This window comes from Rhodococcus sp. ARC_M12 (assembly GCF_022810385.1).
Lineage (GTDB): Bacteria > Actinomycetota > Actinomycetes > Mycobacteriales > Mycobacteriaceae > Rhodococcoides > Rhodococcoides navarretei.
In genome coordinates this window covers 121,100-144,391 of sequence record NZ_JALGQI010000012.1, presented here as the reverse complement: position 1 = coordinate 144,391, position 23,292 = coordinate 121,100, and the positions used below count along the sequence as shown (strand labels likewise).

Sequence of the window (23,292 nt, the reverse complement as noted above, 5' to 3'; positions counted from 1 at the left end):
CGCCGTGACAGTACTGAATTCTCGGCCCAGGCGTGATAGACAAGCTGTTCGGCGATGCTGTATCGAGCGGAACGGTGGTGACCTGGTGACGAGCGGTGTCCGCGCGGGTCTCACTACTCGCTCGCCCCGGCCGGGTCTGACCGCGGCCGGTACCGCCGCGATGCTCCTGGGTCTGGTGGTCGGCTGGATCGTCGTCTATTCGGTGAGCCTGCTGGGGGCACTGTGGCGTTTCCGCGAGCCCAACGCGCCGGCTCCGACGCTCTCGATGGGGGATCAGTGGGCCGATCTCGCTGTCGGCGCAGCGCAGGTGGCGGTGGGTGCCGTGGCAATCGCCGCGGTGTACTTCGCTCGACGTCGGAGGCTGCCTGCGGTGTGGCCGGTCCGCAGCGGCACTGCGCGTGAGGCCGCGCTCACCTGGTGCGCCGCGATCGGTGCCGCGTCTGCTTCGCTGCTCGTGTTGTCTCGCATGGACATCGTCCGCTTCAGCTTCTCGGTTCCGGCCTCGGTCGAATCCGATTGGCTCGCAGTGGTTTCTGCTCTCGCCGTGGGTCTACGCGAGGAGCCGATTCTGGTGGCGCTGCCGGTGTTGCTGCTTGTGGGCCGGCTTCCGATCTGGGCCATCATGGCGTTGTCGGCCACAATGCGAGGCTTTCTCTACCTGTACTTCGGCGGCGGTGGTTTTCTGTGGGCACTGTGCTGGGGTGCGGCGGCGGTCTGGGTGTTCTACCGCTACCGGCGGCTGTGGGTGTTGATCGTCATCCACGGGCTGGTGATGAACATCCAGGTGTTCGATCGTGTCATTCCATCCGATAATGCGGCGACGGTGCTGCAGTGGATCAACATTCTGATCCTCTTCTCGGCACTGCTGTGGTGGGTCACCCCGCGTGCATTGGAGGCGTTCCTGCCGAACACGGTGGCCGTCCGGTACGGCGATGCGACCGTCGAGACGACTCCGATGGTGGCCGAGGTGGTGCTGAACCCCGAAAAACTCGATCCCGACGAGTCCAGACGAGAACCGCCCGTCAAGCCCTGACCATGCGGGCTTCGAGGCACTCCCAGAACGGGTCCCACTTCTCGGTGCCGTCGAGCTCGAATCGATGCTTGCGATAGAACGCCACGGCGCGATCGTTGGCCGCTGCCACCCACAGGTATGTGGATGCCTCCGGGTCGACCACGGTGGTCATGAGTTCTGTTGCGACGCCGGTGCCGTGGTGCTCGGGCACGACGTTCAGTGACCACAGTTCGGTCGATGCCGGCGGATCGTCGTCGCGTGGTGGGCCGCCGGTGGCGAAACCGACGATGCGTGAATCGCTGGTGTCGACGGCGCACCGAGTCAGCACACCGCGGCTCGACGCCTCGTCGCGGTGGGCGATGATCTGCTCCCATCGTTCGATGCGATCGAGGGGACGCACCGCATCGAGCTTGGCGCTGTTCATCATTCCCGCGTACGTCGCCTTCCAGATCGCCACGTGCGCGGTGCCGAGCTGTTCCTCGTCGCCCGGGCGGATGTCACGAATCGTGTAGCTGCCCACGGTTGTAGTTATACCGATACGGCTCGAATTGTTCGTCGGATTTTCTTGTCGGACCCCTCTCGTAGTATCGAATGCATGTTCGATACGGGTGGGTGGGGGGTGGCGGAGACGCCGCCGGTCGATGACTGCATCGCGGGGTTTCTCGATGTCATCGCGCTCAACCGTGTCACCGAGAACCTTGCTCGGGCGGCGACCGTGCTCGCGTACTGCGACGTGCTCGAGATGCGCCTCGAAGCAGCCGAAGCCGCCGGCGGAGATCCGGGTGAGACCGTCCGCGGTGCCCTGTGCGATCTGGCCGTGACGATGACCGGAACCCGTCGCGATGCGTCCGTTGTACACGATGTCGCGGAGCGTCTGCATCGAATGCCGTTGACGGCCTTGCGTTTCGTGACCGGCAGCTTCGACTGGTCGACGGTGGTGACGATCACCTCGGTTTTGCATCGCGCCGGTGACGAGACGATCGCGGCAATCGAGTACGAGGTCTGTGCGTCTGGTGGCCGGATGCGTCCGCAGGCGTTGCGGAACCGGATCTGGCGGCTGTGGATGAAGGCCGATCCGGTCGGTGCCGCAGCTGCCCGCGAGACGGCGAAGTCCGAGGAGGTCGGTGTGCGGATCGACCGCACCGGTCCGGGCGAGATCGCATCACTCATCGCGAAGATCACCGATCTCGAAGCAGCCGAAGCGGACGCCCTCATCGTCGAGATCGTCGGGACGGTCTGTAAGCGCGACCCACGATCGGCGGGGACCCTGCGGGCAGCGGGTCTGATGGCGTTGCTGCACGGCGAGCATTCGCTGGCGTGTCAGTGCGATCGCGGCGACGACTGCCCGGTGGCCGGCGCTGCCGACGATATTCCTCCTCGGCGCGGGCATCTCCTCCAGATCGTGGTGGCGGTGGAGACTTTGCTGGGACTGTCCTCGGAGCCTGCGACCCTCGCCGACGGCACGCCCATCGATCCCGAAGTAGCGCGCATCGTTGCCGCGGATGCGAAGTGGCAGGCGCTGCTGACCGAGCTGGTCGAGATGCTGAAGCCCGAACAAAGCAATACAGGCGACGACGTATCGAACAATGACGGATCGAACGATGACGGTGCCAGCGATGTCGGCCCGGGTGAGGGCGATGGGCCGGACGGTGGTCCCGATGGTGGTGGTCCGGACGATGGCCTGGACGACGATGGCCCGGACGGTGGTCCCGATGGTGGTGGCCCGGACAGCGACGGCCCGGATGACGGTGGCCCGGATGACGGTGGCCCCGATGACAGGGGCCCAGACGGTAATGGCCCGGATGGTGGCGGTATGCGCAACGGCGACGGCGGCACGGGCAGCCCCGACGGCTCGGACCGGGAACGCCCCGACGCTAGTTCGGACCCGGATCGCCCCAACGGTCCATCGCGCTCCGGCCACGGGCAGTCGCCCGGTGACGCCGGCCCCGGCGGCGGTTCCGGCTCCCGCAGTGGCGATGTGTCGGGTTTGCTGTCGAGGTCGTACGGGCCGTTGTCGCCGGCCCCGCCCTCGCTGTTGCGTCGGGTGGTCGGCATGGGTCGGGTGCGCGGTGCCGCCGAGCTTCCGTCCGCGCGTCTCGTGGATGCCCACTGCCTCCCACCCGTGAATCCGATATTGGGGGAGGAGTCTGTCCACGACGGGCTCGTCGCACGGTGGCTGGCATGGATTGCCGGACAACCGGAGCGTGCTCGCGGCATCTTTCCCGACGGTCATGGCGGCGAGTCCGCACCGTCGCACTCGGCGGTGACGTATCGGCCTGCTGCCCGCGTCGCAGCGTTCGTCAGGGCTGCGTATCGCACGTGTACGTTCCCGAACTGCGACGTGCCGTCGGCCCGGTGTCAGATCGATCATCTGGTTCCGTTCGATCACGACGATCCCGAGCGCGGCGGCTGGACGATCGTGACCAATCTCCAGCCGGTGTGCGTGTTCCATCATCAGGCCAAGACCTCGGGCGCGTGGTCGGCGGTGATGCTCGCAGACGGCGCGATTCTGTGGTCGAACTCCCTCGGTTTGCGCAGAGTCACGTTGCCGGAGTTGTCCATCGCGGCTCCCCGCCCATCTCGCCGACGGCGAAGGGCCTCGGCCCGGCCGGGATCGAGCCCGGAGGAACCGACCCGCTGGGAGCTCGACTACAGCGGGTGTGCACCTCCGACTCTCGACGACTTTCGCTCTGCAACAACGGATATCGATCGAAAGAAGTTGGCGGAGAAGCGGCGGTCCTACCTCGAACACTGTCGCGTCGTCCATGCACGCGTTCGGTACGACCGCGCCCGATACGACCCTCCACCCTTCTGATCGGTACCCGTGCCGGTGTGGCCCAGGCCGCTGGCCTGCTACCTTGAACGCCGTTCAAGTCTCTGGGGCAGTTCGCGGGCCCCACTCCTCGAGGAGCCACCCGTGTCAGATGTCGACAGCAGTACTCGCCGGCCGAGCCGTAAGGTCAGCCGAATGAATGTCTCCGCCCGCGATATGGCGCAGATTGCAGTGTTCGCTGCACTCATCGCTGCTCTCGGCCTGCCGGGGTCGATCACGGTCGGATTCTCGGGCGTCCCCATCACCCTGCAGACGCTGGGCATCATCCTGTCCGGTGCCATCCTCGGACCCCGCAAGGGCACAGCCGCAGTCCTGGTGTTCCTTGCCCTGACGATGATCGGTCTGCCGCTGCTGGCCGGTGGACGCACCGGTCTTGCCGCCATGGCCGGGCCCACCGTCGGGTACCTCATCGGCTGGATACCGGCCGCATTCCTGATCGGCCTGCTCACAGCGCGCATCCTGCCCAAATACTCGATCGCGCTCGGCCTGCTGATCAACGCGCTCGGCGGAATCCTGGTCATCTACGCATTCGGCGTCCTCGGACTCGTTCTCCGTACCGACGTCGGGCTCTGGGCCGCCGTCACATCCAACGGACCGTTCCTGCCCGGCGACATCGCCAAAGTCGTCGTCGCCACAGTCGTCGCCAAGAGCGTCCACCGCGCGTACCCGGGCCTGATCAAGGCGTGACGCTCATGCTGGGAGGTCGAGGCCGCGACAGCAGCACCGCCAACTGCACAGCCATCGCCTGGGCGGGCCGCACACTCACCTATGCCGAACTCGACGCCGCCGTCGAGCAGTGGCCTCACCTCCCGGTGCATGACGCTCGATCCCACGGTGCTCTATCCCACGACGCGTCAGCACTGGATCTGCCGGACGCGTTGATCTGCGTTTTCGCGGCGGCCAGGCAGGGCAGCGCGGTGCGAGTCGAGGATCCGGCTGCTCGTCCCGAGCGCCCTCCGCACGCCGATCCCGACGCGTTCCTGCTGGTGGCGACCTCCGGTTCCACCGGCCGCCCGAAACCGCTCGCTCGCACTGCCGCGTCGTGGGTCGACAGCTTCCCCGAGTTCACCGACATCACCGGTCTTCGCCCCACAGATACCGTGCTGATCACCGGACCGCTACACGCCACGATGCATCTGTTCGCCGCGGTGCATGCACTGTGGCTGGGGGCATGCGTCACCGACGATCCTGCGCAGGCCACCGCTGTCCACGCCGTGCCTGCGGTACTCCGTGACGTCGTTCGCCGGATGCCTCGCGCGCGGGTTGCCGTCGCTGCCGGTGCCGGACTCGATGATGCTGCCGCGCAGACGATCTCGAGCCAGAACGCCTCGGATCAGAACACCTCGACTCAGAACATCTCGACTCAGAACACCAGGCTGGTCGAATACTACGGATCGGCTGAACTGTCGCTGGTGGCGGCGAGGGTCGTGGCCGAACGCTCGCCCCTGAGACTGCTCCGGGATGTCGAAGCGCGCACCGAGGACGGTTACCTGTTCGTTCGGTCGCCGTACGCTGCGATCGGTGCGCACGGGTGGTTCGGCGTCGGTGATCTGGCCGAACTGAACGGCTCCGAACTTCTCGTCCACGGCCGCGGGGATGCGGCGATCAACGTGGGTGGTACCACGGTGATCGCCGAGGACGTGGAGAACATCCTGACCGCACTCGACGGCGTCCGAGCTGCGGCAGCGATCGGCACCCCGCACGCGGTTCTCGGCGAAACTGTCTCTGCCGTCATCGAACTCGACGGATCCCGCGACCTCGAACTCGTTCGCGCCGACGCTCGCGCAATCATGGCCAAGGAAGCACTGCCGCGTCGGTGGACGGTGGTGCAGCAGCTGCCCCGCACGGCAAGCGGCAAAATCGCGCGAGGGGCCCTGCAGTGACTGTGCCTGCAGTGAATGTGCCCGTCATAGTCGCGGCAAAACGCACGGCCATCGGGATCGCCGGGCATGGGTTCGCCGATGTCACCGCACCGGAACTCGCCGCGCCGGTGTTGAAAGCTGTTGCAGCAGAGGTCGGCTCACTCGACACCCCGATCGACGATGTGATCCTCGGCAACTGTCTCGGCCCCGGCGGCGACGTCGCACGGGTCTCGTCGCTGCTCGCGGGCCTCGGTGTCGGCGTTCCCGGAGTCACGGTCGATCGGCAGTGCGGATCCGGGCTCGACGCCGTCGCGCAGGCCGCGTCGCGCATCCGCAGCGGCGACGAGACGCTGATTCTGGCCGGCGGCGTCGAATCCGCCAGCACCAGCCCGTGGCGATTCTGGCCGCCGGTGGACGGCGCAGAACCCGTCCGTTATACCCGAGCACCCTTCGCTCCCCACGGTTTCGAGGACCCGGACATGGGTGTGGCAGCGGACGACCTCGCGCGAATCCGCGGCATCGGGCGCGAACGCCAAGATGCCTACGCTGCACGGTCGTTTGCGCGCGCGGCGGCCTGCGACTTCTCGGCCGAGATCGTCACCGTGAACGATGTCGCAACCGATGAGCGCGTCCGCCCGAACATGACCGCCCAGCGGCTCGGCAGGCTGCGACCCACCTTCACCTCCGACGGCACGGTGACCGCGGGAAACTCGTGCGGAATATCAGACGGGGCGGCGGTTCTGGCCATCACCTCGGCCGATCGGGCAGCCGGGATGCCGACGTTGCGCATCCTCGGCAGTGCGGTCGCAGGGGCCGATCCGGCGCTTCCCGGTCTCGGCCCGGTGCCGGCGATCGAGAAGCTTCTCGCTCGTACCGGGGTGGGCCTCGGCGACATCGATATCGTCGAGATCACCGAGGCGTTCGCGTCGGTCGTGCTGGCGGTCTCGGATGAAGTGGGCCTCGACGAGGATCGCATCTGCCCCGACGGGGGAGCCATCGCGATGGGCCACCCGTGGGGAGCATCGGGCGCAATTCTTCTGGTGCGGTTGGCCTCTCGAATGCTGCACACCGGGGGCCCGGGACTGGGCCTGGCGGCCTGCGCCATCGGCGGCGGGCAGGGAATAGCGATGCTGGTGGAGCGAGCAACATGAGTGGGTGTGTATGAGCACGATCAAGTTCGAGAACATTTCGCACTCGTTCGGGGAACGGCAGGTGCTCCGCAGCATCGACCTCGAGTTCGACGAGCGCCGAATCGGCATCATCGGCTCCAACGGCTCGGGTAAGTCGACGCTCGCGCGGATGATCAACGGTCTGATCAAGCCCGATACGGGCCGCGTCACGGTCGACGGCATCGATGCCGCGAAGAAGGGTGCGCAGGTTCGCAAGAAGGTCGGGTTCGTGTTCACCGATCCGGATTCGCAGATCGTGATGCCCACTGTTGCAGAGGATCTCGCGTTCTCGTTGCGTAGGTCCGGTCTGAGCAAGGTAGAGGTGGCCGAGCGGGTCGAGGAGATTCTCGTTCGCTTCCGTCTCGATCAGCACCGCGACCATCCGGCGCATCTGCTCTCGGGTGGACAGAAACAACTGCTCGCGATCGGTGCCGTCCTCATTCGACGGCCGGAGGTGGTCGTTGCGGACGAGCCGACGACGCTTCTCGATCTGCGCAACGGACGCGTCGTCGCGCAGGCTCTGGATTCGATGGACCAGCAAGTCGTCGTCGTGACTCACCAACTGGCACTGCTGGACAGCTTCGAGCGCGTCATCGTCATCGACGACGGCCGCATCGCGTTCGACGGCACCCCTGCCGCCGCGGTCCCGGCCTATCGGGAGTTGATCGGATGATCGGTCTGTACCGCCCCGGCACCTCACTGCTGCACCGGATGAGCCCGGGATCGAAGTTGCTGGCGCTGATCTTCGCAATCCTGGCGACGGTGATCTTCGCGCGCACCCCGCTCGAGGTCGGTGTCGTGGCGCTGGTGGTCGCAGTACTGTTCGTGGTAGCCCGAATCCCGCTGAAAGTCGCATTGGCACAACTACGTCCGGTGCTCTGGATGCTGCTGATCATCGGGGTGTTCCAGGTGATCATCACGACCTGGCAGCGCGCCGTGGTGGTGTGCGGGGTGTTGGTGATCTCCGTTGCTCTGGCGGCCCTCGTCACGCTCACCACCCGGGTGACCGACATGCTCGACACCGTCACCCGAGCGCTCGGCCCTGTCCGACGCTTCGGCATCGATCCGGAACGCATCGGACTGCTCCTGGCTTTGGCCATTCGATGCATCCCGCTGCTGGCGTCCATCGTGCAGGAGGTCTCGCAGGCCCGTAAGGCCCGCGGACTGCAGTGGTCGATGACGGCACTGGCAACGCCGGTCCTGGTGCGCGCCCTCCGTACCGCCGACGCCATGGGTGATGCCCTCGTCGCGCGCGGTGTAGACGATGATGACGAGTGAGCTTCTCGCCGCCCGGATAGCGCGGCATTCCGACCGTCTCGGAGTAGCCGTCGTCGACGCGTCCGGGGAGATCACCTATCGTGGATTCTGGGATCGGGTGACCTGCACTGCGACCGCAGTGGCAGGGATGCGTCGCATCGCGGTATTGCCGACGTCGGATATCGGGTCGTTGGTGGTCGTCGTTGCGGCGATGCATGCCGGCGTGAGTGTCGTTCTGCTGCATCGACATCTGTTGGCTCACGAATTCGCCGATGTCACGGCGGTGTGTGAGCCCTCGCTGATCGTCGCGCATCCACGTCAGCACGCACGAGTGCATCGTTGGGGTGCCGACACCGTGCTGGCACCCGAGGAGCTCACCACCGGCCGTGCCGCGCCGCTCGATCCGCCCGCACGCAGTGCCGAACTGCTCGTCGGCATCACCTCGGGAACCACCGGCCCGCCCAAGTTGTTCGTCCGTGATCAGGCGTCGTGGGCGGCCACGCTCGATCGCTCCGATTCACTGTTCGATCTCGGGCCGGGCGATCGGGTGTCTGCATCCGGAACCCTCGATCACACGCACTTCCTCTACGGTGCGGTGCACGGGCTCACCCGCGGTGCGACGGTGGACCTGCGCCCAGCGGCGATCGCTCTCGACGATGCTCCGACGCACCTGTATTCGGTACCGACCATCGCCTGGGACATCGCGCGTTCCGGAGCTCTCGCCCCGAGTGTCCGCGAGGTGCTCTCGTCCGCGGCGCGATGGCCGCAGTCGGGTCGGGCTGCACTGGCGACGGCGCTACCGAACGCAACCATGACGCACTTCTACGGGGCGTCCGAGCTCAGTTTCGTCTCCTACGACCGAACCGAAAGCAGTGGCGCCGAGGTCAGCGGACGGCTGTTCGACGGGGTCGAGGTGGAGATTAGGAAAGATCTGCTGCATGTGCGCAGCGACATGCTGTTCGACGGCTATCTGGGTCGAGAAGGCGAGCACGAGTCGGTAACTGCAGGGCCGGACACAAGCGGGTGGATGACCGTCGGCGATCGCGGCAGTGTCGACGAGGGTCGATTGATTCTGCACGGCCGTGGCAGCGAGACGATCGTTCGAGCCGGACTCAACGTCGAGTTGGCTCCGATCGAGGCGGCACTGTTGTCGATCCCCGGCATTCTCGATGCCGGAGTGCTCGGCCTGCCCGACGATCGAGCCGGTGAGGTTCCGGCGGCTGGAGTCGTTGTTGCGCAACATGATCCGCCATCCGCATCCAGTATTCGTCACCACCTCAGGGCGCTGCTGCCGGGTCCCGCCATGCCGGTGGTGATCGCCTTCCTGGATTCCCTACCCCGCACACCCCGCGGCAAGCTCGACCGTCATGCCTTGGGCGCAACCTTGGCCACGGTGCGGACCGTCGACTCGCCCGATGCTCCGGTGACGACGAACCAGACGGTCAACACACCGCCGTCGTAGCGGTGGCGCAGAGTGACGCGTTCCCCCGCCAGCACTGGCGTCAGGTACTCGATGACGGCGCGGTGGGGTGCCGCGGCCAACGCGGGTGCGTCCACCAGCAACTCCTCGATCGCGTGCCAGTAGGCCGCATTGTTGAGGTGGTTGAACGGGTCGATATCGGTTGCGCGCAAAGGGAAGTGCAGATCGGTGGGCGATTCGGCCGGCACCGGCTCGGTCAGCCAGGCCTTCCATCGCAACCGGTGTTGATCGGTGGTTCGCGCCAACATTTCCAGTGCCCCGTCACTGATGCGGGTCGGCATTCCGGTGTCCTTGCTGATGTTGATCCAGAAGCCCTCGGTTTCGACGCGTCCACCCTTCGGCGTCGTCAACGCCACCCGCATGTTGGACCATCGGGTCGACATCGAGGAACACCATCTGCGCATGTGCACGCGGTCCGGGAAGTGGATGGGCTCGAAGACGTCGATGACGGTGCGTCGGACGATCCACATCGGGTCCGTCTTACCGAGCGGAGTCGCGTCGAGGTTGTCGGTGCCGATGTCCTGCAGGTAGCGGGCGACGCCGTCGAACCGCAGTCGGTTGCTCGGATCGATGTCCCCGGTCCGCACCGGCCAGCTGGTCTCGAAGCCCTCACCGGGCGGCGGCTCCGGTGCCAGATCGTCGTCGAAGCCGGCCGGTTCCACGCGTGCATTGGTCACGCTCGCACTGTACGCGGACAGCTACGAGTGCACCGTCAGACGATGTGACGTGCCCGCATGCCGTCGAACACCGGAGCCACCCGCACGACGTCTCCGGTGGTGGGAGCATGCACCATCTGGCCGTTGCCCATGTAGATCGCCACGTGACCCGGTCCGGCCGGTCCGAAGTTTCCGAACAGCAGATCGCCCGGTTGCGCGAGCTCCATAGGGATCTCGGTGCCCACGTTCCACTGAGTTTCCGAGGTGCGGGGCAGGGTCACTTTTCCGCCCGAGGCCTTGTAGAGGGCGTACGACGTCAGACCCGAGCAGTCGAAACCGCCGCCGGACGGTCCGTTGATGTTTCCGCCGCCCCACACGTACGGCAGTCCCAGGTAGTCCATCGCCAACTGCACCGATCGGCCGCCGATTCCGGTGAGGTCGAGTCCGGCGAACGGGGTGAGGATCGCGGCGAACTGCGCTTCGGTCGCCCGGATGCGAGACACGTACGGCTTGGTCTGCGTCTCGTAATCGAATGTGCCCGAGGGCATTCCGCCCGATCGTAGGACCGCTCCCGCGCCCGCGTTGTATCCGGCCAGGGTCAGGTCCAAGGTGTCACCGGACACCTTGCCCTCGCGCTTCCAACCGTCGACCTGCCCGTAGATATCGCAGAGCAGGGTGCCCGACGCCATCACCGAGTCGCCGATGCTGTTGACGTCGGTGACGCCGTTGCCGTCGTAGTCCTTGCCGTACGTGGCCCAGGTGCCGGGCATGAACTGCCCCGGACCTTGCGCGCCGGTGCTCGATACCGGCGCAGTGGGCCCGTGCCGAAAGCCGTTCTCGGCGGCATAGAGTGCGGCGATCGTGGTGGCCTTGACGCCGCCGCAGATGTTGCCTGCCTTCTGCAGCCACGGCACGAACGCGGTGATGGCTCCTACCGCACCCAGACCGATCGGGCCCACATTGATGCCGGTGAATGTGACCGGTAGACCGGGAAACAACGCACGCCGAATGGCCTCGGCCGACGCCATGAACGCCGTCTGGGTGGCGATATCGGCGGCGGTGTACGTCCGGCCGGCGAATTGCACGGCACCGGCGCCGAGTGCGGCTGCCGTGGTGGACACCGCAGTGGACGCGAGAGCACTCGGCGAGAACACACTGAACGGCAGCGGAGCAGAGAGAGAACTGGCAGAAGCCACAGCTGCGGCGGGCAAGGCGGCCGCAGCCGCCGGGTCGGTCGACAGTGCAGCAATACCGGCTGCCGCGGCGTCGGCTGGATCTGCGGCGGCTGCATCTGGGTCGACCAGCGCTGGGTCGGCTGCCTCGATGTCTTCCACCGTCGGCAGGTCGGGAAGCATCGGTTCGGCGGCGGTGTGCAGGCCTTCGGCGGCGTCGGAGAGGGTGCGGTCGGCGATGTCGGCGGCCGGTTCGGGCATGGTGCCCAGGAGTTCGGTCCACTGATCGCTCATCGTCTTCGCCTGATCCTCGGCGTTGGCGGCAATCTCTGCCGCCTGATCCTGCACCGCCTGATCCGGAATCGGGGCCGGGGCGTCGGTTCCGGCGACTACGCCGGCGGCCGACACGATGACGGCAACGATGACTGCGAAGGGATCGCCTGCCATGTATCGACTCCTGCTACTCGAACGATCTTCCCCGAGCCAGGAGCTGTGATCAGTCTCACTCGGGTGCTGCACCCATCATGCACGGTGCAGACGTTCGACTCATGAGTTTTGCGAAACTGTCAGAGCAGGGACATTCAGAGCAGGGACATTCAGAGCAGGGACATTCAGAGAAAGGTTGCCCAGTAGTCCGAGAACCGGATTCCGATGAGCGCGACGACGATTGCGTACCACACGGCCAGCAGCGTCCAGCGCCATTCCAGGAAGAGACGGCCGAGTGTGCCGGTGTTGTTCGAGCCGGTGTTGTTCGAGCCGGTACTGATCAGTCGGCTCAGAGCCAGCACGAACAACGGCATCGTCACCGCCCACACGACCATGCAGTACGGGCACAACGCACCGATCTCGTAGAGGCTCTCGAAGATCAGCCAGTGCACGAACACTTCACCGAGCAGTAGGCCCGCGCTCAGCCCGAGCCAGAACCAATGTGGCAGTTCGACGCGGCCGAGTGCGAGGACTCCGGCGACGAGGGCGACGGAGAACGCGACGATGCCGAGGATGGGGTTCGGAAAACCGAACAGCGCAGCTTGTTTCGTCACCATGACCGACCCGCACGAGAGCACCGGATTCAGGCTGCACGACGGGACGTACGACGCGTCCTCGAGCAGTTTGAATCGCTCGATCGTCAGCGTGAGCGCGGCGAGCAACCCGAGAGCACTGAGGACGGTGAAGGCGGCTGGGCCGACAACTGCAGCACCTGCACGGGTTCTCATGGATCGGTACCGGTGGCTGCTCAGTTACCGGCTGCTGCGGCGGCGGCGAGAATGTTCTCGGGCGTCGGGTTGGAGATGTCGGTGCCGTTGACGCGCACGTTCGGCGTTCCGTTGATGCCTTCGCCGATGACCGATTGCGTCTGAGTGGTGACCCAGTCGGTGTAGCTGCCGTCGGTGATGCACGACGCGGTGGCGGGGGAGTCGGCCCCTGCCGACGTGGCGATCTCGACGAGTTCGTCGTCGGTCAGTCCGGTGCCGTTCTCGGCGGGCTGCTGCGCGAACATCGCGGTGTGCCAGTTCATCCAGCTGTCGCGATCGTTCTCGGCGACGCAGATCGCTGCGCTCGCCGAGCGGGTCGAGTACATGGTTCCGTTCGAGAACCGATCGAGAATGGAGATGGGACGGTAGTCGACGGCGACATTGCCTGCGTCTGCCAGTTGCTGCAGCGTCGATCCGCTGAGGGCCTCGAAGTTCTTGCACGCCGGGCACTGGAAGTCCTCGACGACGCTGACGATGGTGGTGGCGTCGGGGTTGCCGAAGCGGATGGCACCGCTCTCGGTCAAGGACGTGGGGGTCATTTGGGGGCCGGAGGTGGTGTCGGCCGCAGATGCCGGATCGTTCGAGGAGGAATCCCGGTTGACGATGAACAGAGCGATCGCCGCCACGAGCGCGATCAGAACGACTGCCACGACTATCTGAACGAGAGTCCGACGATTCTTGTCGCCGTTCTGCATGGCCTTGATGTCTTTCGAGACGTTCTTGCTCGTGTTCACGCGGCCAGTCTAGGCAAGCAATCCTGAGCGTCCGATGAGAGCTGTATCGAACGAGAGTCGTATCAGACGAGAGAAGCGAGTCTTTCGATGGCGAACTTGTAGCCGTCGATCCCGAGTCCGGCGATCACCCCGCTGGCGATAGGGGAGACGTAGGAGTGGTGCCGAAACTCCTCGCGGGCGTGCACGTTGGAGATGTGCACCTCGATGATCGGAACCTCGGGGATGACGAGGGCGTCGCGCAGGGCCACGGACGTGTGGGTCAGCCCGCCCGGGTTGATGACGATGCCCGACGCCACCCCGCGGGCCTCGTGGATCCAGTCGATGAGCTGTCCCTCGTGGTTGGACTGCTCGGCGCGGACGGTGAGTCCGTGGTCGGCGGCGGTCTTCTCGCACAGGGCGACGACGTCGGCGAGGGTGGCGTGGCCGTACACCTCGGGCTGCCGGGTTCCGAGCATGTTCAGATTCGGACCGTTGAGCACCAACAGCTGCTTGGCCACGACATCACTCCTTCTCCTGCTTCGGGTACTACCGAGTCCGATCATTTCACAGGGGGTTGACACAATCGTCCGGTGAAGGCAGTGACCGAGTGAGAACAGTGTGGGTGGTGTGGGGCGTCGGTGTCTTCGCCTACATCGTCGGGGTGCTGCATCGAACGTCGTTCGGTGTTGCTGGCCTCGGTGCGGCCGATCGGTTCTCCGTATCGCCGTCTCTGCTGTCGTCGTTCGTGGTGCTGCAGGTGATCGTCTACGCGGGGATGCAGATCCCGGCCGGTGTGCTCCTGGACCGAATCGGTTCACGGAAGATGATCGCCGCGGGCGCGCTGATCATGGCGTCGGCGCAGATCACGTTGGCGCTCACCGAGTCGCTGCCGGTCGCGGTGGCGGCGCGCGCGTTCGTCGGTGTGGGAGACGCGCTCACGTTCATCTCGGTGCTGCGCCTGGTGCCGGTGTGGTTCACGCCGCGGCGGGTGCCGATCGTCTCGCAGCTGACGGGACTGCTCGGCCAGCTCGGTCAGGTGCTCTCGGCGGTCCCGTTCCTGATCCTGCTGAACGGGCCCGGCTGGACGTTCGCGTTCGGTAGCGCTGCATCGTTGGGGCTGCTTGCACTCGTGTTGGTCGTGGCTCTGGTGCGCGATCGCCCCGACGCCGGAGCTGCCCCCGTGTTCGAACCCACGTCGCTGCGGCAGACCCTCGCCTCCATCGCGGAGGTGTGGCGACGCCCCGGTACCCGGCTGGGCTTCTTCTCGCACATGGGCACCCAGTTCTCGATCACGGTGTTCGCCTTGCTGTGGGGTGTGCCGTATCTGACGTCGGCGCAGGGCCTGTCGGCGTCGACGGCCGGAGCGTTGCTGACGATGTCGGTGCTGGCCGCGGTGGCGTCGGGCATCGTGCTCGGTCTGCTCACCGGGCGATATCCGATGCGACGGTCGTGGCTGGTGCTGGCCATCATGATCAGCAACGCGACGATGTGGGCGATCGTCCTGGCATTGCCGGGGCCTGCGCCGCTGTGGTTGCTGGTGCTGCTCGTGGTGGTGATCTCGATGGGTGGCCCTGGGTCGGTGATCGGTTTCGACCTCGCCCGTACGTTCAATCCGAGTGCCAATCTGGGGACGGCTCAGGGGATGGTCAACATCGGCGGCTTCCTGGCATCACTGTTGGTGATCGCGGCGATCGGGTGGATTCTCGACGCGATGGGTGGTTACACGTTCGACGGTTTCCGGGTGGCGTTGCTCGTGCAATTTCCCGTGTGGATCGTCGCGATCATCGGTGTCCTGTCGACGCGTCGCAAGACTCGCAAGGTCCTGGCGGCCGAGGGCATTCACCCGCACACGATGCGTGAGGTGCGCGACCGGATTCGCCGCAAATAAACCTTTGCTCGAACGGCTTAGTGAGCGCATGCTGGTGTCCCGAATATCGTTGCAGGACACAAGCAAACGCTACGTAAAGGTGCAGTCAAGAGATGGTAACCGAGCCTGAAGTGAAGCCCGCGACCGGCGAGTACTCGCATCGCGAGATCATGACCATCCTGTCCGGTCTGATGATGGGCATGTTCCTCGCTGCCCTCGACCAGACCATCGTCTCGACGTCCGTCCGCACCATCGCCGACGACCTCAACGGGTTCTCGGTTCTGGCCTGGGTGACGACCGCCTACCTCATCACCTCGACGGTCTCGACCCCGTTGTACGGCAAGCTGTCCGACCTGTACGGGCGCAAGCCGTTCTTCATGACGGCCATCTCGATCTTCGTCGTCGGATCGATGCTGTGCGGGATCGCGACGTCGATGTACGAGCTCGCCGCCTTCCGCGCCGTCCAAGGTCTCGGTGCAGGCGGTCTGATGTCGATGGCGCTGGCCATCATCGGCGATATCGTCCCGCCGCGTGAACGAGCCAAGTATCAGGGCTACTTCCTGGCCGTCTTCGGTACGTCCAGTGTGCTCGGGCCGGTCATCGGTGGCCTGCTGGCGGGGCAGTCGACGATTCTCGGAATCACCGGCTGGCGTTGGGTCTTCTACATCAACGTTCCGCTCGGCATGATCGCGCTCGTGGTGGTGTGGCGAGTGCTGAACCTGCCGGTGTACCGCCGCGAGGCGCGCGTCGACTGGTGGGGCGCAGTGCTTCTCAGTGTCGGCCTCGTGCCGCTGCTCATCATCGCCGAGCAGGGTCGGGTGTGGGGCTGGAGCTCGCCTCGGGCGCTGCTGTGCTTCGGAATCGGCATCGTCGGCGTCATCGCGTTCGTGCTGGCCGAGATCAAGATGGGCGACGACGCCCTGATCCCCATGCGATTCTTCCGAAACCCCTTGTTCTCGTTGTGTATTGCCGTCAGCGTCATCGCCGGTGCGGCCATGTTCGGCGGTATTTCGCTGCTGCCGCAGTACCTGCAGGTCGTCAAGGGATCCTCGCCGACGTTGGCCGGCTATCAGACTCTACCTCTCGTCGGTGCACTGATGGTCGCGTCGATCGTCTCGGGTCGGATGATCTCGAAGACTGGGCGCTACAAGATCTTTCCGATCGTCGGTACCGCACTGATGGCGATTGCGATGTTCGTCTTCCACTACGTGCACGCCGATACCCCGCTGTGGCAGACGATGGTCGTCATGGGCGTGTTCGGCCTCGGTCTCGGTTCGATGATGCAGCCGTTGACCTTGGCCATCCAGAACGCGATGCCGCCCAAGGACATGGGTGTATCGACCTCTGCCGCAACATTCTTCCGTCAGATCGGTGCGACGGTGGGTGTGGCGGTCTTCCTGTCGATGCTGTTCACCCAGCTGACTCCGAAGACGGGCGACGCGTTGGTCGCCGCGAGTTCGACGCCTGCCTTCCAGCAGGCAGTGCAGAGCGCCGCTACCAGTTCCGACCCTCTGCAATCCGGCTTCGCCCAGGCCATCGCCTCGGGAGACGCCTCCGTGGCAGGCAGTGCGTTGCAGGACAGCTCGTTCATTCAGAAGCTCGAACCCGCACTGGCCGAGCCGTTCCGCATCGGGTTCTCCGATGCCATGGACTACGTGTTCCTGGCCGTGTCGATTCTGATGCTGATCGGGTTCGTGCTGGTGCTGTTCCTGAAGGAGGTTCCGTTGCGCACCATGTCGGGCTTGGCTGCTGCGCAGCAGGAGCGCGACGAAGAACGAGCGAAGGAGTCGGGTACGGGTCTAGTTTGATGCTGTGAACACTGACCCTGTGAACACTGATCCTGTGAACACTGACGCCGTGAACACTGGAAACTGGGTACAGCTGGGGCCGGTGCAAACTTGGTACGCCGAGTTCGGCGATGGCGATCCGTTGGTGTTTCTGCATCCCGGGGGCGTCGATGCGTGGGCGTTGGAGCCCACTGTCGCGGGACTGGCGTCGACGCTGCGGGTGTACACCCCCGAGCGTCGAGGTCACGGCCGCACACCCGATGTCGAGGGGCCCGGGCTCTCGACGGAATTGACTTTTGCCGCCATGGCCGCCGATACCATCGCGTTCATCGAGCAGGTCGTCGGCGGACCGACGAGGCTGGCGGGGTGCAGTGACGGCGGTGTGGTGGCCCTGATGGTCGCGCTGCAGAGACCGGATTTGGTGGAACGTCTCGCCTGCGTTGCGAGCGTGTTCCACCGTGACGGCTGGGGCGGCGGGATGTCGGGCCAGACCGAGCGATCCGACTTCGTGCGCAGGCTCGACGACATGCACAGCGCAGATCCGGCACTGACGCCTGCGGATCTGGCCGAGCTGTCGGTACGCACGATGGTGATGATCGGCGACGACGACGAGGTGAGCATCGAGCACGCCACCGAGTTCTATCGCAGCCTTCCGGTTGCCGAACTGGCCGTCGTGCCGGGAACGTCGCACGGGCTACTGGTCGAGAAGCCGGCGCTCTGCAACGCACTTCTGCTGGATTTCCTCACTCGAGACGCCGTCCAGACTTTTGCGCCCATTCGCCGAGTCTGAGCTGGGATCTCGCGGGCCGAACTCAGGTGCTCGGGACGTGGCGCAGGCCGTCGAATAGTACGTCCAATCCGCGATCGAGCTCGTGGGCACCGTCGTATTCCGTGATGAGCGAGGGGATGACCGACATGATGGGGAACTCGTCGATCGGCAATCTCCGCAGCGCGAGGCTCAATCTGTCCACCGTCTCGTCCGGATGCTCTGTTGTCTCCTGGGTCTCGCTGAGCACGTGTCCACGTAGTAGGGACATCAGTAACCGGTAGGCCGAAAGTGCTTCGGGCACGGTGAAACCGGCAGTGGCCAGAAGACTCAGGATGCCCTCGAGCGATACCAGCGACCTTGTGGTGCCCAGCCCCAGTGGCGTCGCCCGGGGGCGCGTCGCCAGCAGGACAGCCGCTCGTGGGTGTGCCAAGGCGAGTTCGCGGTAGTGCCGGCCGAAGATCGTGAGCTGACGTCTCCAGTTCGTGTCCGACCCGTCGACCGCTACGAGGTCTCCCAGAATCGAATCGGCTATTGCGTCGAGCAGGGCTTCCTTCGTCGGAACGTACCGGTACACCGTCATCGGATCTCGATCGATCGATGTTGCCAGGCTGCGAATCGTCAAACTGTCGAGTCCGGTGTTGTCGACGATGGACAGGGCCGCGGACACGACGTACTCGCGGTCGATCTTGTCGCGTGGAAGTTGATTGAAACGGTCCGAGGGCGTCATGAATGCTTCACCATTTTCGGTACAACACGGTAAGCGTCACGCCGATCGGCTTTCGCTCTTCAAACAAACTTGTTGTTCGTCAACGTTTTTCGCTTGACCCTTGACCTTACACATGGTCAGCTGTAGCTCTACACCGTAGAGATACGGGGAAACTCTTTCTTGCGAAGTGGGCACGAGCCTTCGCTGGTCTTCCACTCCTTTCGCTCGGTTGCAGACAGTCGGCCGGCGATCCACCGATCTACGGACTCCGCGAGACCTCGGCGCCCCTGGTGAATTCCAGTGACAATCGTCGACCGTCGCGGAATTTCCCAATCGACTCTCGTCGGGGGATTCGATACCCATATTCGTTGTGCGAATACATGTCTCACGCGAAACTCCTCCATAAGATCGGCACACAACATGCACGCTCCGCAACACCGTCCTGCGCCGTCCACATCCCGACGGAAGGGCTCGGCGTTCGTTCCTCTCGTCGGCACTGTCGCGCTCGCAACCAGTGCGCTCATGCTGGTCAACGTCTCGACAGCCGACGCTCAACCTCAAGCTCCAGCCCCAGCCGTCGTGGTTCCCGAAGTCCTGCTCGGTGCCGCAGACCCTTACGCGATACTTGCCGGCTCGACCGTCACCGACGCGGGCACTTCCGTCATCTCCGGCTCCGTGGGTGTGAGCCCGGGAAATGGCGAGCCTTCCAGTGTCACCGGCCTGCTCCCGGAACAAATTACCAACGGTGTGATCGACGACAAGAACGAACGGGCTTTGAACGCGAAAGGCGCTCTGCAGACTGCATATACCGATGCTGCCGGCAGGTCGGGACCGGAACTGGTCCCAGTCGAGTTGGGGGGCACAACACGGAATGCCGGTTTGTACAGAGGTGGCACTCTCGGACTGACCGGAGACCTGCCTCTGGTACTCGACGCGCAAGGAAATGCAGATGCGGTCTTCATTTTCCAAGCGGGATCGACTCTCGTCACGGGCTCGGGCAGCAGTGTGTCGCTGATCAACGGTGCCAGCCCGTGCAACGTGTTCTGGCAGATCGGAAGTTCGGCCACTCTCGGCACCGACACCGATTTCGTCGGCACGGTCATGGCGCAGGCGTCGATCACCGCTGCGACGGGTGCCGATGTGCGGGGCCGCCTGTTGGCTCTCACCGGCGCAGTCACCCTCGACTCCAACACGATCAGCAATGCTGAATGTGGGATCACGCCGCCGGATGACGACGGCGACACCCCGGGTGACGGTGGTGGCGGTACCCCGGGGGATGGTGGTGGTACGCCGGGTACGCCGGGTGATGGTGGTACGCCGGGTACGCCGGGCGATGGTGGTGGTACGCCGGGTGATGGTGGTACCCCGGGTACGCCGGGTGATGGTGGTACGCCGGGTACGCCGGGCGATGGTGGTGGTACGCCGGGTGATGGTGGTACCCCGGGTACGCCGGGTGACGGTGGTGGTACGCCGGGTGACGGTGGTGGTACGCCGGGTACGCCCGGTGATGGTGGCGGAACGCCGGGTACGCCGGGTACGCCCGGTGATGGTGGCGGTACCCCGCCGATAGTCATCGAACTACCCCCGATCCCGGGTGTGCCTCCGGTGATCACCATCCCGCCGATCCCGGGCGTCCCGACGCCTGAACTGCCGAACACCCCGGGTATCCCGAATGTGCCGGAGCAGCCGAACACACCGAATCAGCCGAACACACCTAATACCCCCAACACACCGAACCAGCCGAACACACCCAACACCCCCAACACACCGAACACCCCTGATCAGCCCAATACTCCGGACCAGCCGCGCACACCGAACCAGCCGAACACACCGACTGGCCCGAATCAACCGGGTACGTACAACCCGGGTGGGCAGATCACACAGATTCCCAACGGTGGCGTCGATACCGGTGACGGCAGTACCGTAAACCGTTCGAGTGCAGCGTCGTTCGTTCCGGTATGGACGTTGCTGGCCGTGCTCGCGGTCGGTGCGGTCTCAGCCTTGACTCTGACTCGTCGTCGGAACTGATCGGTGAGATCTACCGTCGAGGTATCAGTACCTCTGGCTCGATTCGCTCGGACCACGACCCGTAATCGGGTCGTGGTCCGGGCGGTGGCGGCGGCGTTCCTGTTGCTGTTGTCGCTGGTTGCTGGGTGCGCAACACCCTCGGATCCCGGACCGCCGCAAAACGATTCGATGTCCTCGACTTCTTCTGCTCCTGCCTCCGTCGCCCCGTCGGGTGAGGTTGCAGAGCAGTCATCGTCGGCCCCCGGGTCACCGCCTGCGCGACTCGAGATCGGTGCGATCGGCGTCGAATCCGACGTGATGGGTCTGGGTCTGCAGCCGGACGGCTCGATGGAGGTTCCCCCGGGAGGATTCCCCGCCGGTTGGTACACCGGATCGCCGACTCCCGGGCAACTGGGACCGTCGATCGTTGCAGGACATGTGGATTGGGACGGTAGCCCCGGCGTTTTCTACCGGCTCCGTGAACTCGAACAGGGCGACGATGTCACCGTCGTCAGCCAGGACGGCAACACCGTCCGCTTCGTGGTCAGCGCGGTGGAGCAATACCCGAAGGATGCGTTCCCCACCGACAAGGTCTACGGAGGCATCGACCATCCCGGCCTACGTTTGATCACTTGTGGCGGCCAATTCGACTCGGACATCTCGAGTTACGACGACAACATCGTCGTGTACGCCGATCGGGTCTGAGCGGGCAGTCGGGCCACAGTCCGCAAACTGGGCTGAGTCAGAAGGGCGGTGGCTCGTCCTCGGGTGCCGAGGCGGGCATCGAGGTCGGTTGTGGTTTCGCCGTCTTCGGAGTCGGCGAATCACACTCTAATGCTGTCCCTTTCGGCTTCGGACTGACTTTCGGCAGGTGGTCGAAGTCTGCGAGTTGCGTTGTGCCGGGAACAGTGACTGCGCTGGTGCCGGCATCGGAGATCCAGAACTCGACACCATCGGCGAGCATGACAGGAGTCCACAGGCCCATGGTCTTGAGGCTGTGGTGGTAGCGGCACAGGCAGTGCAGGTTGGTGTCGATGGTCCAGCCTCCCGTCGAGGGGTTGCGATGGAAATACGGGACGATGTGGTCGATCTCGCATTGCTGGGCCGGGACGTCGCAGCCCGGATGCCGACAGGTGCGATCGCGGTAGCGAATACGCTCCGCCAGTGCAGGAGTCGGCCGATAGGTGAGGGCTCCGGGTGGCGGCAGCAGAAGGCCGCCATGCCCGTCCGGATGCAGCGCGAGCCCGAGAGCGGGATCCGCTGCGATGGCCGCTTCGAGCTCGGCAACGAAGGTGTACGTGCCGCGATACGGCGTGGCGACACAACTGTTCCGCGGTGGACGCGGGGCATTCTGCGAGCGCCGCGGTCGAGGAACAGAACCGCCGACACGACGACGACCGCGTCCCAGTGGATGAAACACCACATGCGACCTGCTGCCCTCGGACCGGCTGTTCCTCGTAATGCGTACTTTCGATCCTCTGGGCTTCTGTGGGCCACCTTTCGATCCGCTGTGGTTCGTCCTGCTGCCGCTGTCGGACCTGCCTTCGGCACCCTTGTCTTCAGTGTTCCCAGTGTCGTCAGTGTCTGCGCCGTTCTCGGTGTCGGTACTGAGGTCGAGGTCCATGAGCGATTCCAGGTCTTCGCCGTGGCCGAGTGACTCGGAGAGGTTGCGTGCCTCGGTGAGGAGGATCTGCCAGTGAGCGTTGTCGGCGAGTTCCCGGGCGTACTCGGCATCGATGGTGCCGTGCCCGGACAGGTGCGCAGGATTGGACAGCAGACCGGCGAGCGTGGCGAGGTCGACCGTGATCACCGTCAGCGGTGCGCGCCGGTCCGGGCGTGAGGTATCGGCCGTGCACGGGTTGTCGTCGGTGGGTTCGCACATGCAAGCCATCGACGACTCCTGATGCAGCAGAGCAACATACGCCGCCGCTCGCTTCTGTCCCCGGGTACGTGGATCTCGTCGACAGACGGTGGCGGCCATCTCGTTGATGAGCTGCCAGGCAGCGGCGGCGTCGGCTGCGGTGAGGTCGGCCTTCAGCGTCGACAGCACATCTTTGTCGGAGTACGTGACGTTGGTGTGCCGTTTCAAGTCCTTGCGTAAGGCGGCAGCTTCCTCGGGCGCGATGCGATACATGATCGACCAGATTTCCGTCGCCAGCGGACCCGGTGACAAGCGTCGGGCAGCGTGCAGAACCTCGCCCTGGACGGCCGTCGCTGCACCCTGTGTCAGATTGTGGGTGCAGCGGTATATCGGCCGGACGCGAGGTAGATCGAGTTCGCCGGCCTCGAACGCGGCGGCGACGGCAGGAAGCCGAAGTCGAAGGTCCATTCCGACCTCGGCGTATGTGTTCGCAACGGTCTTGGAGCAACCCAGAACGTGCGCAATTTCGGAAGCCGCATAGTTGCCCGCGTCCTGAATGACATCACCGACGAGCACGTTCTGATGAATGCACGTGTCCCAGATGGCAGCGGCCAGAGCGACCTTGCGAGCGCACGCCTGATTCTCGAGGATCGCGACGTCACGGATCTCGCCCAACACTGCGTTGTCGATGTACGGCTTCGATTGCGGCCCGAGATAGGCCGCGAACCTACTGCGCGTCGATCCAGATGTAGTCATCTCGAGTTGCCCCCCGGCGCTTGTTCAAGAAGAAGTAGAACGTGTGTTCGATGGTACCGAGGTGTGGGGCATTCGTCAACATCAATAGTGTTGCAGCAGAGCAGGATCGACGCGCAAGTGCCTATACACCTA

The 23,292-nt window shown here is 65.0% G+C and carries 21 protein-coding genes; 13 read left to right on the top strand and 8 right to left on the bottom strand.

The annotated features are described in order from the left end of the window. Nucleotides 1-85: 85 nt before the first annotated feature. Nucleotides 86-1,033 carry a CPBP family intramembrane glutamic endopeptidase gene (locus MTX35_RS16670; protein ID WP_243596051.1) on the top strand — a complete coding sequence of 316 codons (948 nt, stop codon included), beginning with the start codon at nucleotides 86-88 and terminating at the stop codon, nucleotides 1,031-1,033. On the opposite strand, the gene MTX35_RS16665 is transcribed toward MTX35_RS16670, so the two are convergent. After that, nucleotides 1,023-1,532: a GNAT family N-acetyltransferase gene (locus MTX35_RS16665; protein WP_243596050.1), complete on the bottom strand. Its 510-nt coding sequence runs from the start codon at nucleotides 1,530-1,532 to the stop codon at nucleotides 1,023-1,025. The two genes, MTX35_RS16670 and MTX35_RS16665, sit on opposite strands and share 11 nt — an antisense overlap. Before the next feature lie 75 nt (nucleotides 1,533-1,607). Here MTX35_RS16665 and MTX35_RS16660 point away from each other — a divergent pair, with 75 nt between their 5' ends. The 7 genes from MTX35_RS16660 (at nucleotide 1,608) to MTX35_RS16630 (ending at nucleotide 9,595) form a co-directional block, all read left to right on the top strand. Beyond that, on the top strand, nucleotides 1,608-3,827 hold the full coding sequence (locus MTX35_RS16660; RefSeq protein ID WP_243596049.1) for an HNH endonuclease signature motif containing protein: 2,220 nt from the start codon (nucleotides 1,608-1,610) through the stop codon (nucleotides 3,825-3,827). A 153-nt stretch (nucleotides 3,828-3,980) separates the two neighbouring features. Beyond that, nucleotides 3,981-4,532: a biotin transporter BioY gene (locus MTX35_RS16655; RefSeq protein ID WP_243596048.1), complete on the top strand. Its 552-nt coding sequence runs from the start codon at nucleotides 3,981-3,983 to the stop codon at nucleotides 4,530-4,532. Further along, nucleotides 4,529-5,728 (top strand): AMP-binding protein, encoded by a 1,200-nt coding sequence (locus MTX35_RS16650; RefSeq protein WP_374230314.1) that lies wholly within the window; start codon nucleotides 4,529-4,531, stop codon nucleotides 5,726-5,728. Before MTX35_RS16655 ends, MTX35_RS16650 begins: the two co-directional genes overlap by 4 nt. 11 nt (nucleotides 5,729-5,739) lie before the next feature. Next, nucleotides 5,740-6,858 carry a thiolase family protein gene (locus tag MTX35_RS16645; protein ID WP_243596047.1) on the top strand — a complete coding sequence of 373 codons (1,119 nt, stop codon included), beginning with the start codon at nucleotides 5,740-5,742 and terminating at the stop codon, nucleotides 6,856-6,858. 10 nt (nucleotides 6,859-6,868) lie between these two features. Then, nucleotides 6,869-7,549, top strand: coding sequence for an energy-coupling factor ABC transporter ATP-binding protein (locus MTX35_RS16640; protein ID WP_243596046.1), 681 nt, complete (start codon nucleotides 6,869-6,871; stop codon nucleotides 7,547-7,549). Next, a complete protein-coding gene (locus tag MTX35_RS16635) occupies nucleotides 7,546-8,154 on the top strand; it encodes an energy-coupling factor transporter transmembrane protein EcfT (protein ID WP_243596045.1) in 609 nt (202 codons plus the stop codon). The genes MTX35_RS16640 and MTX35_RS16635 overlap by 4 nt, the downstream gene beginning before the upstream one ends. Further along, nucleotides 8,141-9,595, top strand: coding sequence for an AMP-binding protein (locus MTX35_RS16630; protein WP_243596044.1), 1,455 nt, complete (start codon nucleotides 8,141-8,143; stop codon nucleotides 9,593-9,595). Before MTX35_RS16635 ends, MTX35_RS16630 begins: the two co-directional genes overlap by 14 nt. On the opposite strand, the gene MTX35_RS16625 is transcribed toward MTX35_RS16630, so the two are convergent. The 5 genes from MTX35_RS16625 to aroQ form a co-directional block, all read right to left on the bottom strand. Then, a complete protein-coding gene (locus MTX35_RS16625) occupies nucleotides 9,499-10,290 on the bottom strand; it encodes an acyl-[acyl-carrier-protein] thioesterase (protein ID WP_374230313.1) in 792 nt (263 codons plus the stop codon). The two genes, MTX35_RS16630 and MTX35_RS16625, sit on opposite strands and share 97 nt — an antisense overlap. 35 nt (nucleotides 10,291-10,325) lie before the next feature. Next, the gene (locus MTX35_RS16620; RefSeq protein WP_243596043.1) at nucleotides 10,326-11,888 is read right to left on the bottom strand and encodes an NlpC/P60 family protein; all 1,563 of its coding nucleotides are present in this window, start codon (nucleotides 11,886-11,888) and stop codon (nucleotides 10,326-10,328) included. A gap of 164 nt (nucleotides 11,889-12,052) precedes the next feature. Continuing rightward, complete coding sequence (locus MTX35_RS16615; RefSeq protein ID WP_243596042.1) at nucleotides 12,053-12,655, bottom strand: vitamin K epoxide reductase family protein; 603 nt, start codon at nucleotides 12,653-12,655, stop codon at nucleotides 12,053-12,055. Nucleotides 12,656-12,675: 20 nt separating this feature from the next. Beyond that, nucleotides 12,676-13,428: a thioredoxin domain-containing protein gene (locus tag MTX35_RS16610; RefSeq protein WP_243596041.1), complete on the bottom strand. Its 753-nt coding sequence runs from the start codon at nucleotides 13,426-13,428 to the stop codon at nucleotides 12,676-12,678. A gap of 62 nt (nucleotides 13,429-13,490) precedes the next feature. Then, on the bottom strand, nucleotides 13,491-13,925 hold the full coding sequence (aroQ, locus tag MTX35_RS16605) for a type II 3-dehydroquinate dehydratase (RefSeq protein WP_308198553.1): 435 nt from the start codon (nucleotides 13,923-13,925) through the stop codon (nucleotides 13,491-13,493). Nucleotides 13,926-14,014: 89 nt separating this feature from the next. Here aroQ and MTX35_RS16600 point away from each other — a divergent pair, with 89 nt between their 5' ends. The 3 genes from MTX35_RS16600 (at nucleotide 14,015) to MTX35_RS16590 (ending at nucleotide 17,851) form a co-directional block, all read left to right on the top strand. Continuing rightward, entirely contained in the window at nucleotides 14,015-15,295 is a 1,281-nt protein-coding gene (locus MTX35_RS16600) for a nitrate/nitrite transporter (RefSeq protein ID WP_243596039.1), read from the top strand. 92 nt (nucleotides 15,296-15,387) lie between these two features. Continuing rightward, the gene (locus MTX35_RS16595; RefSeq protein ID WP_243596038.1) at nucleotides 15,388-17,082 is read left to right on the top strand and encodes an MDR family MFS transporter; all 1,695 of its coding nucleotides are present in this window, start codon (nucleotides 15,388-15,390) and stop codon (nucleotides 17,080-17,082) included. 49 nt (nucleotides 17,083-17,131) lie between these two features. After that, on the top strand, nucleotides 17,132-17,851 hold the full coding sequence (locus tag MTX35_RS16590; protein ID WP_243596037.1) for an alpha/beta fold hydrolase: 720 nt from the start codon (nucleotides 17,132-17,134) through the stop codon (nucleotides 17,849-17,851). A 22-nt stretch (nucleotides 17,852-17,873) separates the two neighbouring features. Here the strand turns inward: MTX35_RS16590 and MTX35_RS16585 are convergent, their stop codons facing one another. Further along, entirely contained in the window at nucleotides 17,874-18,557 is a 684-nt protein-coding gene (locus MTX35_RS16585) for a TetR/AcrR family transcriptional regulator C-terminal domain-containing protein (protein WP_243596036.1), read from the bottom strand. Nucleotides 18,558-18,956: 399 nt separating this feature from the next. On the opposite strand from MTX35_RS16585, the gene MTX35_RS16580 reads away from it, so the two are divergent. Both MTX35_RS16580 and MTX35_RS16575 read left to right on the top strand, forming a co-directional pair. After that, entirely contained in the window at nucleotides 18,957-20,564 is a 1,608-nt protein-coding gene (locus MTX35_RS16580) for an ice-binding family protein (protein ID WP_243596035.1), read from the top strand. A 168-nt stretch (nucleotides 20,565-20,732) separates the two neighbouring features. Further along, nucleotides 20,733-21,248 (top strand): class F sortase, encoded by a 516-nt coding sequence (locus MTX35_RS16575; RefSeq protein ID WP_243596034.1) that lies wholly within the window; start codon nucleotides 20,733-20,735, stop codon nucleotides 21,246-21,248. A 37-nt stretch (nucleotides 21,249-21,285) separates the two neighbouring features. Here the strand turns inward: MTX35_RS16575 and MTX35_RS16570 are convergent, their stop codons facing one another. Then, on the bottom strand, nucleotides 21,286-23,160 hold the full coding sequence (locus MTX35_RS16570; RefSeq protein WP_243596033.1) for an HNH endonuclease signature motif containing protein: 1,875 nt from the start codon (nucleotides 23,158-23,160) through the stop codon (nucleotides 21,286-21,288). Nucleotides 23,161-23,292: the final 132 nt, after the last annotated feature.